We start from the raw sequence: 16,380 nt of genomic DNA on the forward strand, positions 1-16,380 counted from the left end.
GTTGCCGACGTAGAGGCGATCCCACCGGAGCCTGCTCCGAGCCTGGTTCGCCCGTACATGCTGACCGCTGGACGCACCACGTCCGAGGTCTACCTGCCGCTGGAAGCCCCCGTGCACGTCGTGTCCCACACGGCGCCGAACCCGTGGCCCGCCAGCGACATTCGCTCTCGAATAGTCCAGCTGTGCATCGACGGTCCTTCGGTGGCAGAGATCTCGGCGCGGCTCGACATTCCACTCGGTGTCGCGCGAGTACTCGTCGGAGACCTGGTCGGCACGGGGACACTCCGCGTATCGATGACGCTCGGAGACGACGCAACCGCGGACCAACGCCGCGAACTGATCGGAAGGACCCTCCGTGGACTACGCGCACTCTGACGTCGGAGGCCGGGCGGCATCGACGAAAATCGTCGTTGCAGGCGGCTTCGGAGCGGGCAAGACGACGCTCGTCGGTGCGATCTCGGAAATCGTTCCGCTGCGTACCGAAGCGTTGATCACCGACGCCTCCGAGGGCATCGACGAACTCGACGACACCGCAACGAAATCCACGACGACGGTGGCCATGGACTTCGGCCGCATCACGCTGGCGGACGACCTGGTGTTGTACCTGTTCGGTACACCGGGGCAGCGACGTTTCTGGTTCATGTGGGACGACCTGGTGCGTGGTGCAATCGGCGCAATCGTCCTCATCGACACCCGGCGGCTCGACGACTGTTTCGCCGCCATCGATTACTTCGAAGCGAAGGGGTTGCCCTTCGTCGTCGCCGTCAACGAATTCGACAGTGCGCCGACGTATCCCGTCGACGACATTCGCGAGGCGCTCGCCGTCCCGCCGCACGTGCCCATCATCACCGTCGACGCCCGAGTCACCGAATCGGTCCGCCGCGCCCTGATCACCCTCACCGAGTACGCGCTCGATCGAGTGCACTCCGCCTCGTAAGGAGACACCGTCATGCATCACGCGCACGAGATGAACCACTTCTCGATGGGCCTGTGGCTGCTGTTCCTGGCCTACATCGTGTCCGTAGTGGGATGTGTTGTCGGACTGGCGTGTACGCGTCGATCGGCGGTGGCGTCGACCGAGCGCAGCCGCCTCGGATGGCTCGCCATGGCGGCCGTGTCGATCGGCGGAATCGGCATCTGGTTGATGCACTTCATCGCAATGCTCGGATTCTCGGTGTCCGGCAGCGTCATTCGGTACGACCTGTTCTGGACCGTGGTCTCGGCACTGCTTGCCATCGCTGCGACGATGGTCGGTCTCGTCATCATCGGACGTCGCGTCAACATCTGGACGCTGCTCATCGGTGGCGTCATCATGGGTGTCGCCGTGAACGTCATGCACTACACCGGCATGAACGCGATTCGCATCCAAGGATCGGTGTCCTACGACACGACGCTGGTAGCCATCTCGGTGGTCATCGCCGTCGTTGCCGGCACGCTGTCGCTGTGGTTCACCCTCGTCCTGCAGAGGCCGCTGCTGCTGCTCGCGGCCGGAATCGCCATGGGCGTCGCCGTGGTGGGTATGCATTACACGGGCATGGCCGCCGTGCGCGTATCCGTCGACCCGGCCCTGCCGATCCCGCAGGGCCTCGAGGTGTTCGGGTTCCTGTTCCCGGTGTTCGTCGTCGGCCTGCTGGCCCTCGCCGCCCCGATCGCGGCGCTGCTCACCCTGTCGGACGACGACCTCGACGCCGCTGAAGCCGAGGCAACTCACCTTCCCGTTGCGTAGCAGCTACGTCAGCAAGGCGCGGCCCAGATCGGTACCCGAACGCCAAGCGCTCTCCACGCGCGGCGCGCCGTTCGGGCACCACTGGTCGCCGGCGAATCCCGTTCGGCGACCATCGGATTCGATCAGCGCGAAGGATGCGTCGTGACTCGACTCGGGCTTACCGAAGCTCCAGCGGTGTACGTGCGTCCATGTCGGCCGGTCGGTGTCGAGTAGTTCGACGAGTGCGGTGACGACGGGGTCTGCTGCCGTGTCGGGGTCGCCGAGATGTGCACGCGCGAACTCGGCCGTCGTGTGTGCGACGAGTACCGGAGCACCGTCACCGCGTCGCGCGCCGTCGTCGGCAAGAAACTCCACGATCGGGTGGTCGTTGACGAACGCCGCGTCCCGAAAGGGAAGTCGCAGTTCGTCGAAGCCGACGACGACCGTCAGAACCGGCTGGTAGTCGACGGGTTCGGGAACCGTCGTGAGACGGGCAGCCTGCGGATCGGGCATCGCGAGAACGACGTCACCGTCCGGGAGCCCCTCGACCGTGACGCTCTCGACAGGCACGTCGGCCAGCATGGACCGGACGAGCGAACGGAGCCCTCCCGGGGTACGCCATCGCGTCGGACCGGTGCTGGTCTCGGGGTCCGAGTCGGGGGCCAGAACACCGAACGTGTCGGTCCACGGCCGAGCGAGGCCTGCGGACTCCCAACGCGACACGAGTGCGGCGAATTCGGGATCACGCACCGTGAAATATCCGGCACCGATGTCGACGCGTCGGCCGTGTAGTTCGGGTGATGCCATCCGGCCACCCACTGCCCGGCCGCGTTCGACGAGCCGAAACGGAACCCCGGCGTCGCGGAGGACGGTGGCACAGGCCGCCCCGGCAATGCCCGCGCCGACGATCGTGACGGGTGCGTCGAAGCGCGTCATCGGCGTGACCGCCCGATCGACCATTCCACGGCCGCGTCGGCGTGGATCGCCGTCGTCGGGAACACCGGAACCGGGGAATCCTCGGAAGAGACGAGCAGCTCGATTTCCGTGCAGCCGAGGATGATTCCCTGGGCACCCTCCGCAACGAGCGACGAGATGACCCGTCGGTACACCTCCCTGGACGAGTCCGTGATGATCCCGCGGCACAGCTCCTCGTAGATGATGCGGTGGACGTCGGCGCGATCGTCGGACGACGGCACGACGACACCGAGCCCACTGTTCTCGAGACGCTCACGGTAGAACGACTGCTCCATCGTGAACGCGGTGCCCAGAAGGCCGACCGTGGTGACCTCGGTGCGCTTGACGGCGGCCGCGGTCGCGTCGGCGATGTGGAGGACCGGAATGGACACCGCGGCCTCGATGGCGTCGGCCACCTTGTGCATGGTGTTGGTGCACAGCACGACGATCTCGGCTCCGGCGTGCTGCAGATTGACGGCGTCCTCCGCGAGGAGGGTTGCCGCGGAATCCCAGTCGCCTGCAACCTGCAGCGCCTCGACCTCCGCGAAATCGAGCGAGTCGAGAATGCAGCGTGCCGAATGGATTCCGCCGAGGCGGTCCCGAACGCCTTCGTTGATCAGGCGGTAGTACAGGGCACTGCTTTCCCAGCTCATTCCGCCGAGCAAACCTATGACACGAGGTCCTGAACGCATGGGGTCGACGGTAGTCGAAAGTCGAACCGTCCGGCGAACGAGTTTCGTCTTCGCCGTCGACCCCGTGCGATCACGCGTCGACAGCGACCTTCGACGCGGCACTCAGGGTGGGGTAGTGGTGGGGCAGCCGCATCGACACCAGGTCCTTGCGTCGGACGACGTTCGTCGGATATACGCTGTCGAGATTGGTGGTGTCGACGACGGCCGTTGCCGTGCCCCTTTCGGTCGTCACGACGCTCTCGCCACGCGGAAACGCGAAGGTGTCCGGACCGAAAACGCCGCTGTGCCCGTCGAATCCGCGGTCCGGATCGAATGCGTTCGCGAAGGCGAACCACACGTTGTTCTCACCCGCCCGCACCCGCATGTGGTGCCAGTGCAGAGGATCCGCATCGGTCAGGATTGCGCCCTGGTGCGGAATGGTGGTGCCGACGTGACCGCCGACCGGTGCGGACATCGCCGCGGGACAGACGACGATGTCGCATCCCCGAAGGGCGAGAACACGTCCGGCCTCGGGGAAGTGAACGTCGTTGCCCAGCAGGATTCCGACGCGTCCGGCAGGCAGGTCGAGCACGGCCCAGCTGTCGCCTGCGTCGAAGAACTCCGTGTCGGCCGGCGCGACATGGGTCTGGCGATAGCTGCCCAGGATTCCGGACGGACCGACGACGACGGCGGTGTTGTAGAACGTCGCGTCGGCGAACTCTGCGAGGCCGACGACGACCGTCGTGGAGGTTCTCGCGGCCGCGTCGGCGATCCGTGCGAGGGAGGGCCCGTCGAGCGATTCCGCCACCGCGGACGCCGGACGATCCGTCGACAGCGGTCCGGTGATCGACAACTCCGGAAAGACCAGCAGCTCACCGCCGTTCGCCTTCGACATAATGTTCTCGATGGCGGCGACGTTGGCTTCGACATCGGTGGTGGGCGTGGACTGCACGACCGTCACCGCGGTGCGAGCGCCGTCGGGCAACGTGCGGTGTCCGTAGAGGGAGAAGAAGTCCAGCGGGTTCCAGAGGAATGTGTTCGACTGCAGTTCGCGGTAGAGCTCCGGCCTGCGATCGCCCCACGGGTTCTGCTCTCGGGCGCGCGCCGGGTCGATCTGCGCGTACACGATGCCGTTTCCGGAGTCGATCGACGACGCGACGGTGCCGTCGGGCTCGATGATGCACGTCCCGCCGCTGAATTGCACGGTGCGCTCGAGGCCCCAGCGGTTGCTCTCGACGACGTAGCACCGGTTCTCGAAGGCGCGGCTGATCCAGTACGGAGCCGGCGTGCGTTCGGCGAGCCAGTTGCTGATGTGGCAGATCACGTCCGCACCGTCGAGAGCCACGACGCGCGCGGTCTCCACGAAGTGCATGTCCATGCAGATCAGCAAAGAGATCCGGCCGATGGGGGTATCGAACACCTGGTGGCCGAGATTTCCCGGTGCCGCCCACTTCGGTTCGGCGATGTACGAGTGCGTCTTTCGATGCTTGCCCACCACGCCGTCGGGACCGACGAGCACGGCGGCGTTGTAGAACAGGCCGGTGTCCGCGTCGACCTCTGGCATTCCGACGACGACATAGCAGCCGTGTTCGCTCGCTACGGCAGCGAACGCATCCGTCGTCGGGCCGGGGACGGTTTCGACGACGGTGGCTGCCTCGTCGTAGTCGTACAGGCAGTATCCGGTCGTCGCCATCTCCGGAGTGGTGATCAGCTTCGCGCCGTGCCGGGCGGCTTCGCCGACCAGCGCGAGAAGGTCCGCGACATTGCCGGACTTGTCGAACAGCGTCGGCTCGTACTGAATCGCTGCTGCTTCGTAAGGTGCTACGGAAGTCATCGTGTCGGTCCTATCGGTGCGTCGGGGTCGCGTCGGGCAAATCGGTGTGTTGTTCCGCAGCGGGCAGGGTGGTGGGTGTGTAGAAGCGTCCGCGGGTGGCGATCGTCAGCGGAATGTAGACGATCGGTCCGACGAACATCGCGATGAACGACGCGTAGTACGACGGGTATACGCCGAAGACGCCCAGAGCGCCGATGACGATTCCCAGCATCATCGCGGTGATTCCGCACGGATTCCAGGTGCGTACGAAGCCGTCGCGGAATTCGATGTTCGACGACGGTGCCAGCCCGAGCCACTTGCGACAGACGAAGTAGTCGGCGAGCAGGATGAAGATCCACGTGTTGGTCATGATGCCGGTGACGGCGAGGAACTTGTCGGTGTACTGCAGAACGTTGATGGGGTACAGAGCAATTCCGATGACGAGAAGCGCCACCATCCACCACTGACGTCCGAACTTGCGGGGCGACAACGCATCCCATGCATTGGAGAGCGCGAGCGATCCGGAGTAGAGGTTCATGACGTTGATGCGAACCTGGGTGACGATGGCGAAGACGACACCGAGCAGACCCATCACGACGGCGAAGTAGAGGCCGGGGTCGGTGGCGGACAGCTCGGGCGTCGCTGTGCCGTCGAAGTGACGCAGCATCGTGAAGCCGAGGAAGACACCGAGAATCATCACGACGACGATCATCAGCAGCTCCGACAGCATCAGACCTGCAGTGCCGCGGTAGGTGACCTCCTTCTTGACGAATCGGCCGTAGTCGGTCGCGATGAGTGCCTGGAAGACGATCTGGCCGTTGACGAGGCTCAGTGCCTGCCACATCGCGGTCGACGAGAAGCCGCCCGTCGCTTCCCATTCGCCGGGGCCCACGAGAACGTAACCGCTCGCGAGCATGTACATGCCGATCGCGAACAGAACGAGGAAGATCGGCATGCCGAACTTCTGCAGGACGTTCATCGAATGCATTCCGCGCCAGGAGAAGTACAGCGCGACGAGCGCGACGACAGCGAACACGACCGTCGCCCAGAACGAGTCTATGTCGATGCCCGCGAACTCGCTGAGGCCGTGTGAGACGATGCTGCCTTCGAAGATGAAATAGAAGACGTAGTTCACCGCGTAGACAAGCGAGGCAACCGCGGAGCCCTTCGTTCCGAATCCGAGACCGCGCGTCAGAAGCGGGAGCGAAAGCCCCTCCTGGCTGGCGATCCGCATGATCAGGCTTCCGATCAGGGTCGCACCGACGACCATGTAGGCGATCGGAACGAGGAACATCGGCCAACCGACGAGAAAGCCGATCTGGCCGCCGAGCGAGAACCAGAACATCGCGGTGACGTTGCCCGTCAACACCAGCAGAATTGCCGGCCTAGGCCAGCGCTGGCTCGCCGGTACGCGCGATGTCGCATAACTTTCGATCTGATCGTCGAGGCTGGTGGCCGGCCCCTCGAAATATTTCTTCATGTTCATGACGCGTGTCCAGTTCTTCTCGATCGACGCGGTGGCTCATGGGCCGTCCGCGGGTGCGCGGGGCGCCGTGGTCGGTGGGATGCGCAGCCAGCGGTGATGGTCGACACGATGCTGCGCTCCCAGAAGAATACTTCCTACAGACACTATTTTTCTAGGAACTATGTAAATTTCTCGAGACGGTCTTGGATTCGTACATTTCGGGCCGAAACACCTGTGGCCCCGCACCCTTGACGGGTACGAGGCCACAGTGCTGGTGAACTCAGAAGATCGTGCGATACAGCTCGGCGATCTCGTCGGCGGTCGGAACCACCGGGTTGTTTCCCGGCGAGCCCGACGCAAGGGCCTGCTCGGCCATCAAGGGGATCAGTTCGTCCCATCGCGCCTTGTCGATGCCGTACTTGCTCGGGGACGGAACCTCCACGTCCGCGCACAGCGTGTCGATGAACTCGATCAACTTCGACGACGCCACATCGTCGCTGTCGTGTTGATCGGCCGCACCCAGCTGGCGAGCGCAGTCGGCGTAGCGTCCGCGCGCACCCGGAATCGAGAACGCGGTGACCGCAGGAAGTAGCATCGCATTCGAAAGACCGTGTGCGACATGGAAGTGCGCACCGATCGGACGGCTCATGCCGTGCACGAGACACACGCTCGCGTTGGAGAACGCCATGCCTGCCTGCGTCGACGCGTGCATCATGTTCTCGCGTGCCTCACGATCCGAACCATCTCTGTACGCCCGCAACAGATACCGGCCGATCGTCTTCATCGCCGACAGGGCCAAACCGTCGGAAATCGGGTTCGCCTTCTTGCTGACGTACGCCTCGATGGCGTGAGTCAGCGCGTCGACGCCGGTATCGGCCGTCAATCGAGCAGGCATCGACATCGTCAGATCGGAGTCGACGATCGACGCGATCGGCAGGAACGACAAGCCGGGGCACAGCATCTTCTCGTCGGTCGAGACGTCGGTGATGATCGTGAACTGCGTTGCTTCCGAACCGCTTCCGGCCGTCGTCGGAATCGCGACGATGGGCAGCGCCGGACCCGTGTACACGCGCGGCGCCTTGAAATCACGCATCTCACCGCCCTGCTTCGTCAGCACGGCAAGGGCTTTCGCGGTGTCCATCGGGCTACCGCCGCCGAAACCGATGATGACGTCGGCGCCGTGCGCCTGTACCGCGTCGAGACCGGCCTGCAGCGATTCCGTGGTCGGATCGGGAACGGTTTCGGAGAACACCGCGCCCTGCTTCCCCGCGGCCTCGATGATCTTCAGCAGCCGATCGGCAGATCCATTGCTCACCATGAACGCATCGGTGACGAGCAGGGGGCGCTCGACGTCGAGATCGGACAGAACCGAACCCAACTCCTCGACTGCGCCCGAGCCGAGTTTCAGAAACCGCGGAAACGAAATGTTGGCAACCATGCACTACTCCTTAGGGCTACGCCTCGTGCGTGTTAGAACTACGCCTCGTGCGCGCGAATGTATAGCGGGCTATACATTCGCGCGCACGTGGGGGTGTCAGCTGTTTTCGGGGAATCCGAGGTTGATGCCGCCGTGGCTGGGGTCGAGCCAGCGGCTGGTGATGGCTTTGCCGCGGGTGAAGAAGTGGATGCCTTCGGTGCCGTGGGCGTGGGTGTCGCCGAAGAGGCTGTTCTTCCAGCCGCCGAAGCTGTAGTAGGCCATGGGGACGGGGATGGGGACGTTGATGCCGACCATGCCGACCTCGACTTCGTTCTGGAACCTGCGTGCTGCGCCGCCGTCGTTGGTGAAGATGGCGGTGCCGTTGCCGTAGGGGTTGTCGTTGATCAGTTGGAGGGCTTCGTCGTAGCTGTCGACGCGGACGACGGACAGGACGGGTCCGAAGATTTCGTCGGTGTAGATGCTCATGTCGGTGGTGACGTTGTCGATCAGGGTCGGTCCGAGCCAGAATCCGTCTTTGCCGCCGTCGGGCTGGACTTGGCGGCCGTCGACGACGATGGTGGCGCCTGCTGCTTCGCCGGCGTCGACGTAGGAGGCGACTTTGTCGCGGTGCGCCTGGGTGACGAGGGGGCCCATGTCGGAGTTCTTGGTGCCGTCGCCGGTGACGAGGGGGGTGGTGCGTTCGACGATTTTCGCGACGAGGTCGTCGGCGATGTCGCCGACGGCGACGAGTGCGGAGATGGCCATGCAGCGTTCGCCTGCGGAGCCGAAGCCGGCGTTGACCATGGCGTCGGCGGCGAGGTCGAGGTCGGCGTCGGGGAGGACGATGGCGTGGTTCTTCGCGCCACCCAACGCTTGGACGCGTTTACCGTTCGCGGTGCCGACGCTGTAGACGTATTGGGCGATGGGGGTGGAGCCGACGAAGGAGATCGCTTTGATCTTCTTGTTTTCGAGGAGTTCGTCGACGGCGAGTTTGTCGCCTTGCAGGACGTTGAACACGCCTGCGGGTAGTCCTGCTTCGGCCCAGAGGTTCGCGATCCAGATGGAGGCGGTGGGGTCTTTTTCCGATGGCTTGAGTACGACGGTGTTGCCGGCGGCGATGGCGACGGGGAAGAACCACATCGGGACCATGGCGGGGAAGTTGAAGGGGGAGATGATGCCGACGGGACCGAGGGGTTGGCGGATGGAGTAGACGTCGACTTTGGTGGAGGCGTTCTCGGTGAACCCGCCCTTCAGCAGGTGCGGTATGCCGCAGGCGAATTCGACGACTTCCTGGCCGCGGGAGATTTCACCCAATGCGTCGGAGAGTACTTTGCCGTGTTCGGCGGTGATGATTTCCGCCAACTCGCCCTTGCGTTCGTTCAGGAGTTCGCGGAATTTGAACAGGACCTGCACGCGCTTGGCGAGGGAGGTGTCGCGCCAGGCGGGGAACGCGGCTGCGGCGGCGTCGATGACGGTGCGGGCATCGTCCAGATTGGCCAGTGCCAGTTGTCCGGTGACCTCGCCGGTAGCGGGGTTGGTGACCGGTGCGGTGTTACCGGAGGTGCCGGCGAATTCCTTGTTGTCCAGCCAGTGCGCGATAGTCGTCACAGATATTCCTTCGCTCGAGATGTGACACCAGTCTCGTAGGCATACATGCCCCTGTCAAAGGCCAATCGCGCACCTGTGCGTGCAAAAATGCACGCGCTGATACGCTGGCGAAATGTTCACCGCCGACCATCTCCGCTTCTTCCTCGAGGTGTCCCGTCACGGTCGCCTGAACGAGGCGTCGAAAGCGCTCGGTGTCGATCACACGACTGTCGGTCGTCGGATCACGAGTTTGGAAAAGCTTGCGGGACAACGGCTTTTCGATCGCACACCCAGTGGGTGGAGATTGACGGAGGCGGGGGACAGGCTGGTCGGCTACGCGGAGACGGTCGAATCGGCGTTGATCGCCGCGTTCGAGGATCAGACGTCGACGATGGGATCGCTCACGGGGTCGGTTCGTATTGCGGCTCCGGACGGGTTCGGCGCATTCGTCTTGACGCCCAATCTGACAAAGCTGCGGAGCCGTCACCCCGATCTCGACGTCGAGCTGGTGACCGCTACCGAGCACAACTCTCTGAACACGCGCGAGTTCGACGTCGCCATCACGCTGGAGCAGCCGTCGGCGCGGCTCGTCTCGTATCGCAAACTGGCCACGTACTCACTGCACCTGTACGCGACGAGGGACTACCTGGCGAGGACGGCCGCGATCTCGAAGATCGACGATCTGCGAGACCACACACTGATCTGGTACGTCGGGGCGCTGCTCGACGTGGCGCCGTTGCGCATCCTGGACTCGATCCTCGCGGACGGGCGTGCGCAGATTCAGACCAACAACATCACCGGGCACTGGCTCGCGGCCAAGAACAGCCTGGGCATCGCGCCGCTACCCAGTTACATCGGCGAGCCGGATGGTGCGCTCGAACGCGTTCTGCCGGAACAGTTCTCGATCGATCGCACGTACTGGGTCGCGGTTCCACGCGAGCTGACGTCGCTCGCAAGGGTCAAAGCCGTCGACGAACTCCTGACGTCGATCGTCGCGGATGCGCCCCATCTGCAATCCGGTCAGTGATCGGCAGGCGCGCGGTCGGCCGCCGCGTTGCGGTGCAGTGTCTCGAGCATGCCTTCGAGTAGTGCGCGGTCGGAGTCCGCGCCGAAGAGCTCGCGGTGCAGAGCTTCGACATCCGACGCCAACGCGTCGTACTTCTGTTGTCCGCGAGTGGTAGTGCGAATCAGCACCTGACGGCGGTCGACCGTGCCCGATCGCCGGTGGACGAGATTGTTCGCGACAAGGCGGTTCACGACCTTGGTCAGAGTCGGAGGCGGCAGCAGTGCGAACTCGGCCGTTTCGGCCATCGTGTGACCGTCGCCGTCGGACAGCAGGCAGAGAACGCGCCATTCCTCCAGGTCCAGATCTGCCGGTGCCAGCAGCGTGCGCATACGCTCGCCGACCAAGCGATCGACGGACGCGAGCAGTCGGTCCGTGCCCGGAGCACGATCTGGCCGTTCGGAAAGGCTCACGCGATCGCACTCCTATCATGAAGGGATTCTCCGCAGAGGAGTCTAGGCGACGGCAGGTGAACGGACGAATGAATGTGACGCGGGCACGCAGCGATGCGACGTTCACCGTCGGCATCGTGTTTCCCATGTCCGGATCGTTCGGTCTCGTCGGACCGTCGAGCGAATTGTCCGCGCAACTCGCACAGGAGGAGCTCAACGCCAACGACGGCGTGCTCGGAAGACGCGTCGAACTGGTGCCGATCGACGGGGGGCGCGACCCGGCCGTCGTCGCGGGAGAGATACGTAGGCTCGTCGACGTCGGAGCCCTCGACGCGGTCGCCGGGATGCATACATCCGCGGTGCGCCGTGCGCTGATTCCCATCACTGCCAACAGAATTCCGTACGTCTACACGTCGCTCTACGAGGGTGGGGATCGGTACCCCGGTCTGTTCGTCACCGGTGAAACACCATCGGCGCAGCTGATTCCGGCGTTGGACGTCATGGTCGACGACTTGGGCCGCAGGCGGTGGGCTGTGGTCGGCAACGACTACGTATGGCCCCGCAAGACGGCCGCCATCGTCACCGAGTACCTGCACTCGATCGGCGTGTCGGTGGTGTTCGGTGACTTCTCACCGATCGGCACCGTCGACTACGCCCAGACCGTATCCGGCATCGAGAGATCCGGGTGCGACGGCGTCGTCGTCCTGCTGCTGGGCGACGACGCCGTCGCGTTCCATCAGGCGTTCGCGTCCGCGGGACTGGACCGTCGGTGCGTCCGGCTCAGCCCACTGATGGACGAGAACATGCTGCTGGCGACCGGATCGGAAAACGCCCGCGAGTTGTACGTCTCCTCAGGCTATTTCGAGACGCTCGGCACGTCGGAGAGTCTCGACTTCTCCGGCCGATTCTCGTCCCGCTTCGGGGTCGACGCGCCGATAGTCGGTTCACTCGGTCAGTCGTGCTACGAGGGAATCACGATGTTGGGGGAGATGGTCGACCGCGCGGGGTCGGCCGAGGTGACGGCATTGGAGTCGATCGCCCAGAACTTCTCGTACGACGGCGCACGCGGTCATCTGAAGATGACCAACGGCCATGTCTCGCAACCGATCTACCTTGCCAAAGCGGGTGAGTTCGATTTCGACGTGCTGGTCGAGATCACTCCGAGGCGCGTGTCGTGACGGAAAACGTTCGATCCGTCTACGGTGGTGGGCATGACTGTAGAAGATTTCGGTGGGCGTCGAACGATTTCGGCGGAGGAGCTGTTGGTCGTGGTCGGTGACTACCAACTCGTCGGCGACGACGGCGAATCTCGCGGCCGCATCGAAGCCGTTGCGCAGGACGGTCTCGCCGTGGTCGTCACGGTCACCGAAGGAGACGACATCGTCGGCGTCGAGTTCGCACCGGATGAGCAGGTGACCATCGAACCGTACGACGGCGGCAAGGCTCCGGTCGTTCCCTGACCGTCGAACATGTTCGCGCGGTGGGCATTCGACGACGAACGACTTACAACGGTGTAACTTCCTGCACTTTCGTAACACTGGTCACATCGGTCACACTCGAGCTATCCTGTGGCTGACCTCCGTCGTCGGAAGGAAGGACGTGCTGTGCGAATCAGCCTGTCCCGCACGAAGATCGGTGTCTCCGCCGCGCTGTCCGCCGCAGCGGTTCTCGCCTCGGGTGGTGTCGCAAGCGCTGAACCGGCACCGCCCACCCCGGCGGATGCGCGCGCGATCATCGAATCGATCGCAGCACCTGCCACCCCTGCTCTGTACAACTCCGCGCAGGACAATTTGGTCAAGGGAAACTACGACGTCGGGTTCGCGGCACTGGACGCGCTGGCGCTGGCGGCGCCGCAGGATTCCAACGTGCCCGCCCTGCAGGCCTTCTACCGGAACGCCGCCAACGACCCGCGCGGCCGGGACGCAGCGTTGGAACGGCTCGGTGGCCTGGACCCCGAACTGCATGCCGCAGTCGAGCGTGCGATCGACATCATCGCCACTTCGGCGGAAGCTCCCGTCGAGTGGGCGCCCGTCTACGACGGTGCACGAACCGCGATCGTTGTGCTCGGCTTCGGACTGGCGGATGACGGCTCGATGCGCGACGAACTGATCGACAGGTTGACCGGTGCTGCTGCCGCGGCGACGGCGTCACCCACGTCACCGGTCGTCGTCACGGGTGGAAATCCCCGGAACGGCGTGGCGGAGGGGGATGCCATGCGTACCTGGCTGATCGACAACGGAGTTGCGGCAGAACGGATCCACGTCGAGAACCGTGCGAACTCGACACCCCAGAATGCGGTGCTGACGCAACCTCTGCTGCGGGACATCGGAGCGCAGAGCGTTGTACTGGCCACCTCGGCGAACCATGTCCGACGGTCGATATCCGACTTCGCCATCGCCGGATCGAACGTGATCGGCGCAGTGAGTCTCGACCCCGAGTCGATTCCCGAGGTCCCCGCGCTGGGTCTCGATTCTCGGCTCGGGCTGACAGTCGACGCGACGAAGGTCGTCGGAATCCCGCGCGTGTACGAGTGAGTCAGACTGCAGGCGGGGGCGCCGCGGCGTCGAGTCGCTTCCGGGCGCGCCGACGTCGACCACGCACGATGACGAACACCAACAGTGCGAACAGCACGGCGGCGACGACGGCGCCCACTGCGGTGGCGCCTCGGAAGCCCGGCGCACCGGTGTTCATGTTCTGAGCGGCGGCCAGCGCCGCGTTGCCGTTGCCCGCGACGATCGACAACGTCATCAGATTGGGCACGGCGACGACGACCGCGAGTAGCGCCGCGACGATCGCGGTGACCTTGCCGCCACGGCGCCCCCGCACCGACCAGGCCACGAAGAACAGCAGCAGCGGAACGAGAGTGCACACGAGGCCGAAGACGAGACCCCACAGAATGCCCTTGCCGAAGGACTGATCCGCGAGCTGCGACATGCGGATGCCCCACCACCGCGGCACGAACGCTGCGAGGGCGAAGTACGCGATGATCAGCGCCACCACTCCGATGGCGATCATGATGGCCTTGTTGACCCAGCCGGGCCTGCGGGATGTCGTGCTGTCGGGGGACGTGCCGTCGACGGTCATGACGACGATCCTAGCTTCGGTATTTCGGTGACAGTCGCCACATGTGACGGCCCCCTCATCTGCGTTCTTTTGTCTGTGTCCGTCGGTAACAATCAAGATCGGTTCAAGCCCGTACGCGGGTGTTTCTGCGATCTCAGGGGGTACATCATGACGCTGTTCTTGATGGGAGCGGTCGGCTTCGTCGGTTTGGCCATGGCCATGCTCGGTTCGGGTCGAGACTTGAATTTCGACAACCGGCAGATGACGGCCGCCTACCGGTCGCGCTGGACCTGATTCCCCAGCCGTGACGGGGCCGATCGGGCGGGCGCCGCGCGCCCGATCGGCCCATCGGACGAGTTCGCTATGTTCGAGCGTATGAACAAGCGGCACAATCGATCGCGTGCCACCGGCTTACTGCTGGGATACGCACTCGACCGAGCACTCGGCGATCCCCGTCGGTTTCACCCGGTCGCCGGTTTCGGTCGATGCGCCGCGGGGCTCGAGCGGTGGATCTACCGAGACAGCCGAGTTGCCGGTGTCGTGCACACGTCTGTTCTCGTCGGTGGCTGCGTCGGCCTCGGGGCCGCGGCGACCGAGACAGCCCGACGATGGGGCGCGGTCGGAGAGATCACTCTCGTGGCAGCGTCGACGTGGGCTGCACTCGGTGGAACATCGCTCGCGCGGACGGGAACTCGGATGGCCCGGAGCCTCGACGACGGTGACGTCGCCGCCGCGCGCGCTCTGCTGCCGTCGTTGTGTGGTCGCGACCCGAGCGTGCTCGACGAGGCGGGTCTGGCGCGGGCGTCGGTGGAATCGGTCGCGGAGAACACCTCGGACGCCACCGTCGGCGTGCTGTTCTGGGGTGCGACCGCAGGCGTGCCCGGCATTCTCGGCTATCGCGCCGTCAACACCTTGGACGCGATGATCGGATACAGGTCGCCGAGATATCGACGTTTCGGCTGGTTCGCGGCGAGACTCGACGACGTCGTCAACCTCGTACCCGCCCGGCTGACCGGTGCGCTGACCGTCCTTCTGTCGCCCGCCGTCGGTGGTCGGGCGCCCGACGCGATCCGCGCCTGGCGTCACGACGCGTCTCGCCATCCGAGCCCGAATGCGGGCGTCGCCGAAGCGACGGCGGCAGGCGCGCTCGGCGTCCGCCTCGGTGGGCGCACGGAATACGCCCACGGCGTCGAGATCCGCGCGACGCTGGGAACGGGCCGGGAGCCGACGGCGTCGGACATCGGACGGGCGGCGCGCTTGTCGACGCTCGTGCAGGGTGCCGCGACCGTCGCGTCAGCGGTTCTTGCCGTAGCGGTCGGCCAGACGCACGTCGTTCGCCGTGCGCTCGGCTGACCGTTCCTTCTCCTTCTTCGCGGCGCGACGTTCCTTGCGGGTCGGCAGCGTGAATTCCGGTTCGACAGCCGTCGACTCGGGCTCTGCGGCGACCGGCTCGGAGGCGCGGTCGATGGTATCGGGCTCGGTCGGGGTGGGCGGCGTGTCGCCGACGATGTCCTGACCCTTCGCTTTTCGGCGCTCTCGCCATTCCGCTCGCACGAAATACGCGAGCCCGAGCGGTGCCATGATGCCGAACGCGAGCCACTGCAGTCCGTACGAGAGGTAGGGACCCGCGTCGGTCTGCGGAAGGTCGATGAGACCGAGCCCGCCGGGCTGTCCGTCGTCGAGCTGCAGGTAGCCGTCGACCGGTGAGAGACCGACGGCCTCACCGATCTGCCCCGGAGCGATGTTGTACACCTGCAGGTGCCCGGCCTCGTCGATCGGTTGTCGTGAACTACCTTCGGACACCCGAAGCCGTGCGTCGAGAGTGATCGGCCCGGTCGGCGCAGGTTCGATGGCCGGGGGAGCGGTGCCCTGGACGGGCAGCACGTACCCGCGGTTCACCAGGACGACGGGGCCGTCCTGTAGCTGGAACGGCGTGACGACTTCGTACGCGGGCTGGTCTCGGATGACCCGAAGCCGGACGAGCACGTCCTTGTCGGGAATGTACGACCCCTCGGCCACGACGCGTCGCCACTCGTCGTCCGGCGCGAACCCGTCGGCATTCAGGACCTGCGAGATCGGCACGGGATCGGCGTTCACCGACTGCTCGATCAGGTCGTTGCGGTGTGAGGTCGAGGTGTTCTTGCCGAGCTGCCAGGGCGCGAGCACGTAGAAGCACATGAAGGCGAACGCCACGACGACGACCGCCAGCGCCAACCAGCCCGGTCGCAGCAGGAATTTCAGCCTTCGCAC

At 65.0% G+C, this 16,380-nt stretch carries 18 protein-coding genes; 9 read left to right on the plus strand and 9 right to left on the minus strand.

What is annotated here, in order from left to right; genetic code table 11:
• The first annotated feature begins 57 nt into the window (after nucleotides 1-57).
• Genes RhoFasB10_RS20315 through RhoFasB10_RS20325 form a run of 3 tightly spaced genes read left to right on the plus strand, consistent with a single transcriptional unit; the run spans nucleotide 58 to nucleotide 1,726 of the window.
• Nucleotides 58-375, plus strand: coding sequence for a DUF742 domain-containing protein (locus RhoFasB10_RS20315; RefSeq protein WP_068420924.1), 318 nt, complete (start codon nucleotides 58-60; stop codon nucleotides 373-375).
• On the plus strand, nucleotides 356-937 hold the full coding sequence (locus tag RhoFasB10_RS20320) for an ATP/GTP-binding protein (RefSeq protein WP_068420516.1): 582 nt from the start codon (nucleotides 356-358) through the stop codon (nucleotides 935-937). Before RhoFasB10_RS20315 ends, RhoFasB10_RS20320 begins: the two co-directional genes overlap by 20 nt.
• 12 nt (nucleotides 938-949) lie before the next feature.
• Complete coding sequence (locus RhoFasB10_RS20325; protein WP_167678255.1) at nucleotides 950-1,726, plus strand: MHYT domain-containing protein; 777 nt, start codon at nucleotides 950-952, stop codon at nucleotides 1,724-1,726.
• 3 nt (nucleotides 1,727-1,729) lie between these two features.
• Here RhoFasB10_RS20325 and RhoFasB10_RS20330 read toward each other — a convergent pair whose 3' ends face one another.
• The 6 genes from RhoFasB10_RS20330 to RhoFasB10_RS20355 all read right to left on the minus strand — a co-directional run bounded on the left by RhoFasB10_RS20330 (nucleotide 1,730) and on the right by RhoFasB10_RS20355 (nucleotide 9,633).
• Nucleotides 1,730-2,641, minus strand: a complete 912-nt coding sequence (locus tag RhoFasB10_RS20330) for an NAD(P)-binding protein (protein WP_167678257.1) — start codon at nucleotides 2,639-2,641, stop codon at nucleotides 1,730-1,732.
• On the minus strand, nucleotides 2,638-3,351 hold the full coding sequence (locus RhoFasB10_RS20335) for an aspartate/glutamate racemase family protein (protein WP_167678259.1): 714 nt from the start codon (nucleotides 3,349-3,351) through the stop codon (nucleotides 2,638-2,640). The genes RhoFasB10_RS20330 and RhoFasB10_RS20335 overlap by 4 nt, the downstream gene beginning before the upstream one ends.
• Before the next feature lie 70 nt (nucleotides 3,352-3,421).
• Complete coding sequence (locus tag RhoFasB10_RS20340; RefSeq protein WP_167678261.1) at nucleotides 3,422-5,164, minus strand: nitrilase-related carbon-nitrogen hydrolase; 1,743 nt, start codon at nucleotides 5,162-5,164, stop codon at nucleotides 3,422-3,424.
• A 10-nt stretch (nucleotides 5,165-5,174) separates the two neighbouring features.
• Nucleotides 5,175-6,629, minus strand: coding sequence for a cytosine permease (locus RhoFasB10_RS20345; protein ID WP_068420525.1), 1,455 nt, complete (start codon nucleotides 6,627-6,629; stop codon nucleotides 5,175-5,177).
• A 259-nt stretch (nucleotides 6,630-6,888) separates the two neighbouring features.
• Entirely contained in the window at nucleotides 6,889-8,046 is a 1,158-nt protein-coding gene (locus RhoFasB10_RS20350) for an iron-containing alcohol dehydrogenase (protein WP_068420527.1), read from the minus strand.
• Between the two features lie 96 nt (nucleotides 8,047-8,142).
• Nucleotides 8,143-9,633 (minus strand): CoA-acylating methylmalonate-semialdehyde dehydrogenase, encoded by a 1,491-nt coding sequence (locus RhoFasB10_RS20355; protein WP_167678262.1) that lies wholly within the window; start codon nucleotides 9,631-9,633, stop codon nucleotides 8,143-8,145.
• A gap of 112 nt (nucleotides 9,634-9,745) precedes the next feature.
• Here RhoFasB10_RS20355 and RhoFasB10_RS20360 point away from each other — a divergent pair, with 112 nt between their 5' ends.
• Nucleotides 9,746-10,639, plus strand: a complete 894-nt coding sequence (locus RhoFasB10_RS20360; RefSeq protein ID WP_068420530.1) for a LysR family transcriptional regulator — start codon at nucleotides 9,746-9,748, stop codon at nucleotides 10,637-10,639.
• On the opposite strand, the gene RhoFasB10_RS26485 is transcribed toward RhoFasB10_RS20360, so the two are convergent.
• The gene (locus RhoFasB10_RS26485) at nucleotides 10,633-11,088 is read right to left on the minus strand and encodes a MarR family transcriptional regulator (RefSeq protein ID WP_068420531.1); all 456 of its coding nucleotides are present in this window, start codon (nucleotides 11,086-11,088) and stop codon (nucleotides 10,633-10,635) included. The genes RhoFasB10_RS20360 and RhoFasB10_RS26485 overlap by 7 nt on opposite strands.
• A 68-nt stretch (nucleotides 11,089-11,156) precedes the next feature.
• Here RhoFasB10_RS26485 and RhoFasB10_RS20370 point away from each other — a divergent pair, with 68 nt between their 5' ends.
• The 3 genes from RhoFasB10_RS20370 to RhoFasB10_RS26490 all read left to right on the plus strand — a co-directional run bounded on the left by RhoFasB10_RS20370 (nucleotide 11,157) and on the right by RhoFasB10_RS26490 (nucleotide 13,601).
• Complete coding sequence (locus tag RhoFasB10_RS20370) at nucleotides 11,157-12,245, plus strand: substrate-binding domain-containing protein (protein ID WP_068420534.1); 1,089 nt, start codon at nucleotides 11,157-11,159, stop codon at nucleotides 12,243-12,245.
• A 33-nt stretch (nucleotides 12,246-12,278) separates the two neighbouring features.
• A complete protein-coding gene (locus RhoFasB10_RS20375) occupies nucleotides 12,279-12,527 on the plus strand; it encodes a hypothetical protein (protein WP_114330520.1) in 249 nt (82 codons plus the stop codon).
• Nucleotides 12,528-12,671: 144 nt separating this feature from the next.
• On the plus strand, nucleotides 12,672-13,601 hold the full coding sequence (locus RhoFasB10_RS26490) for a YdcF family protein (protein ID WP_157105189.1): 930 nt from the start codon (nucleotides 12,672-12,674) through the stop codon (nucleotides 13,599-13,601).
• A 1-nt stretch (nucleotide 13,602) separates the two neighbouring features.
• Here RhoFasB10_RS26490 and RhoFasB10_RS20385 read toward each other — a convergent pair whose 3' ends face one another.
• A complete protein-coding gene (locus tag RhoFasB10_RS20385) occupies nucleotides 13,603-14,151 on the minus strand; it encodes a permease (RefSeq protein WP_068420538.1) in 549 nt (182 codons plus the stop codon).
• 147 nt (nucleotides 14,152-14,298) lie between these two features.
• On the opposite strand from RhoFasB10_RS20385, the gene RhoFasB10_RS26710 reads away from it, so the two are divergent.
• A complete protein-coding gene (locus tag RhoFasB10_RS26710) occupies nucleotides 14,299-14,424 on the plus strand; it encodes a hypothetical protein (RefSeq protein WP_261768632.1) in 126 nt (41 codons plus the stop codon).
• Between the two features lie 81 nt (nucleotides 14,425-14,505).
• Nucleotides 14,506-15,483: a cobalamin biosynthesis protein gene (locus RhoFasB10_RS20390; protein ID WP_068420931.1), complete on the plus strand. Its 978-nt coding sequence runs from the start codon at nucleotides 14,506-14,508 to the stop codon at nucleotides 15,481-15,483.
• On the opposite strand, the gene RhoFasB10_RS20395 is transcribed toward RhoFasB10_RS20390, so the two are convergent.
• Nucleotides 15,424-16,380, minus strand: a complete 957-nt coding sequence (locus tag RhoFasB10_RS20395; protein WP_167678264.1) for an SURF1 family protein — start codon at nucleotides 16,378-16,380, stop codon at nucleotides 15,424-15,426. The genes RhoFasB10_RS20390 and RhoFasB10_RS20395 overlap by 60 nt on opposite strands.

The organism is Rhodococcus sp. B10, assembly GCF_011770055.1.
GTDB lineage: Bacteria > Actinomycetota > Actinomycetes > Mycobacteriales > Mycobacteriaceae > Rhodococcoides > Rhodococcoides kyotonensis_B.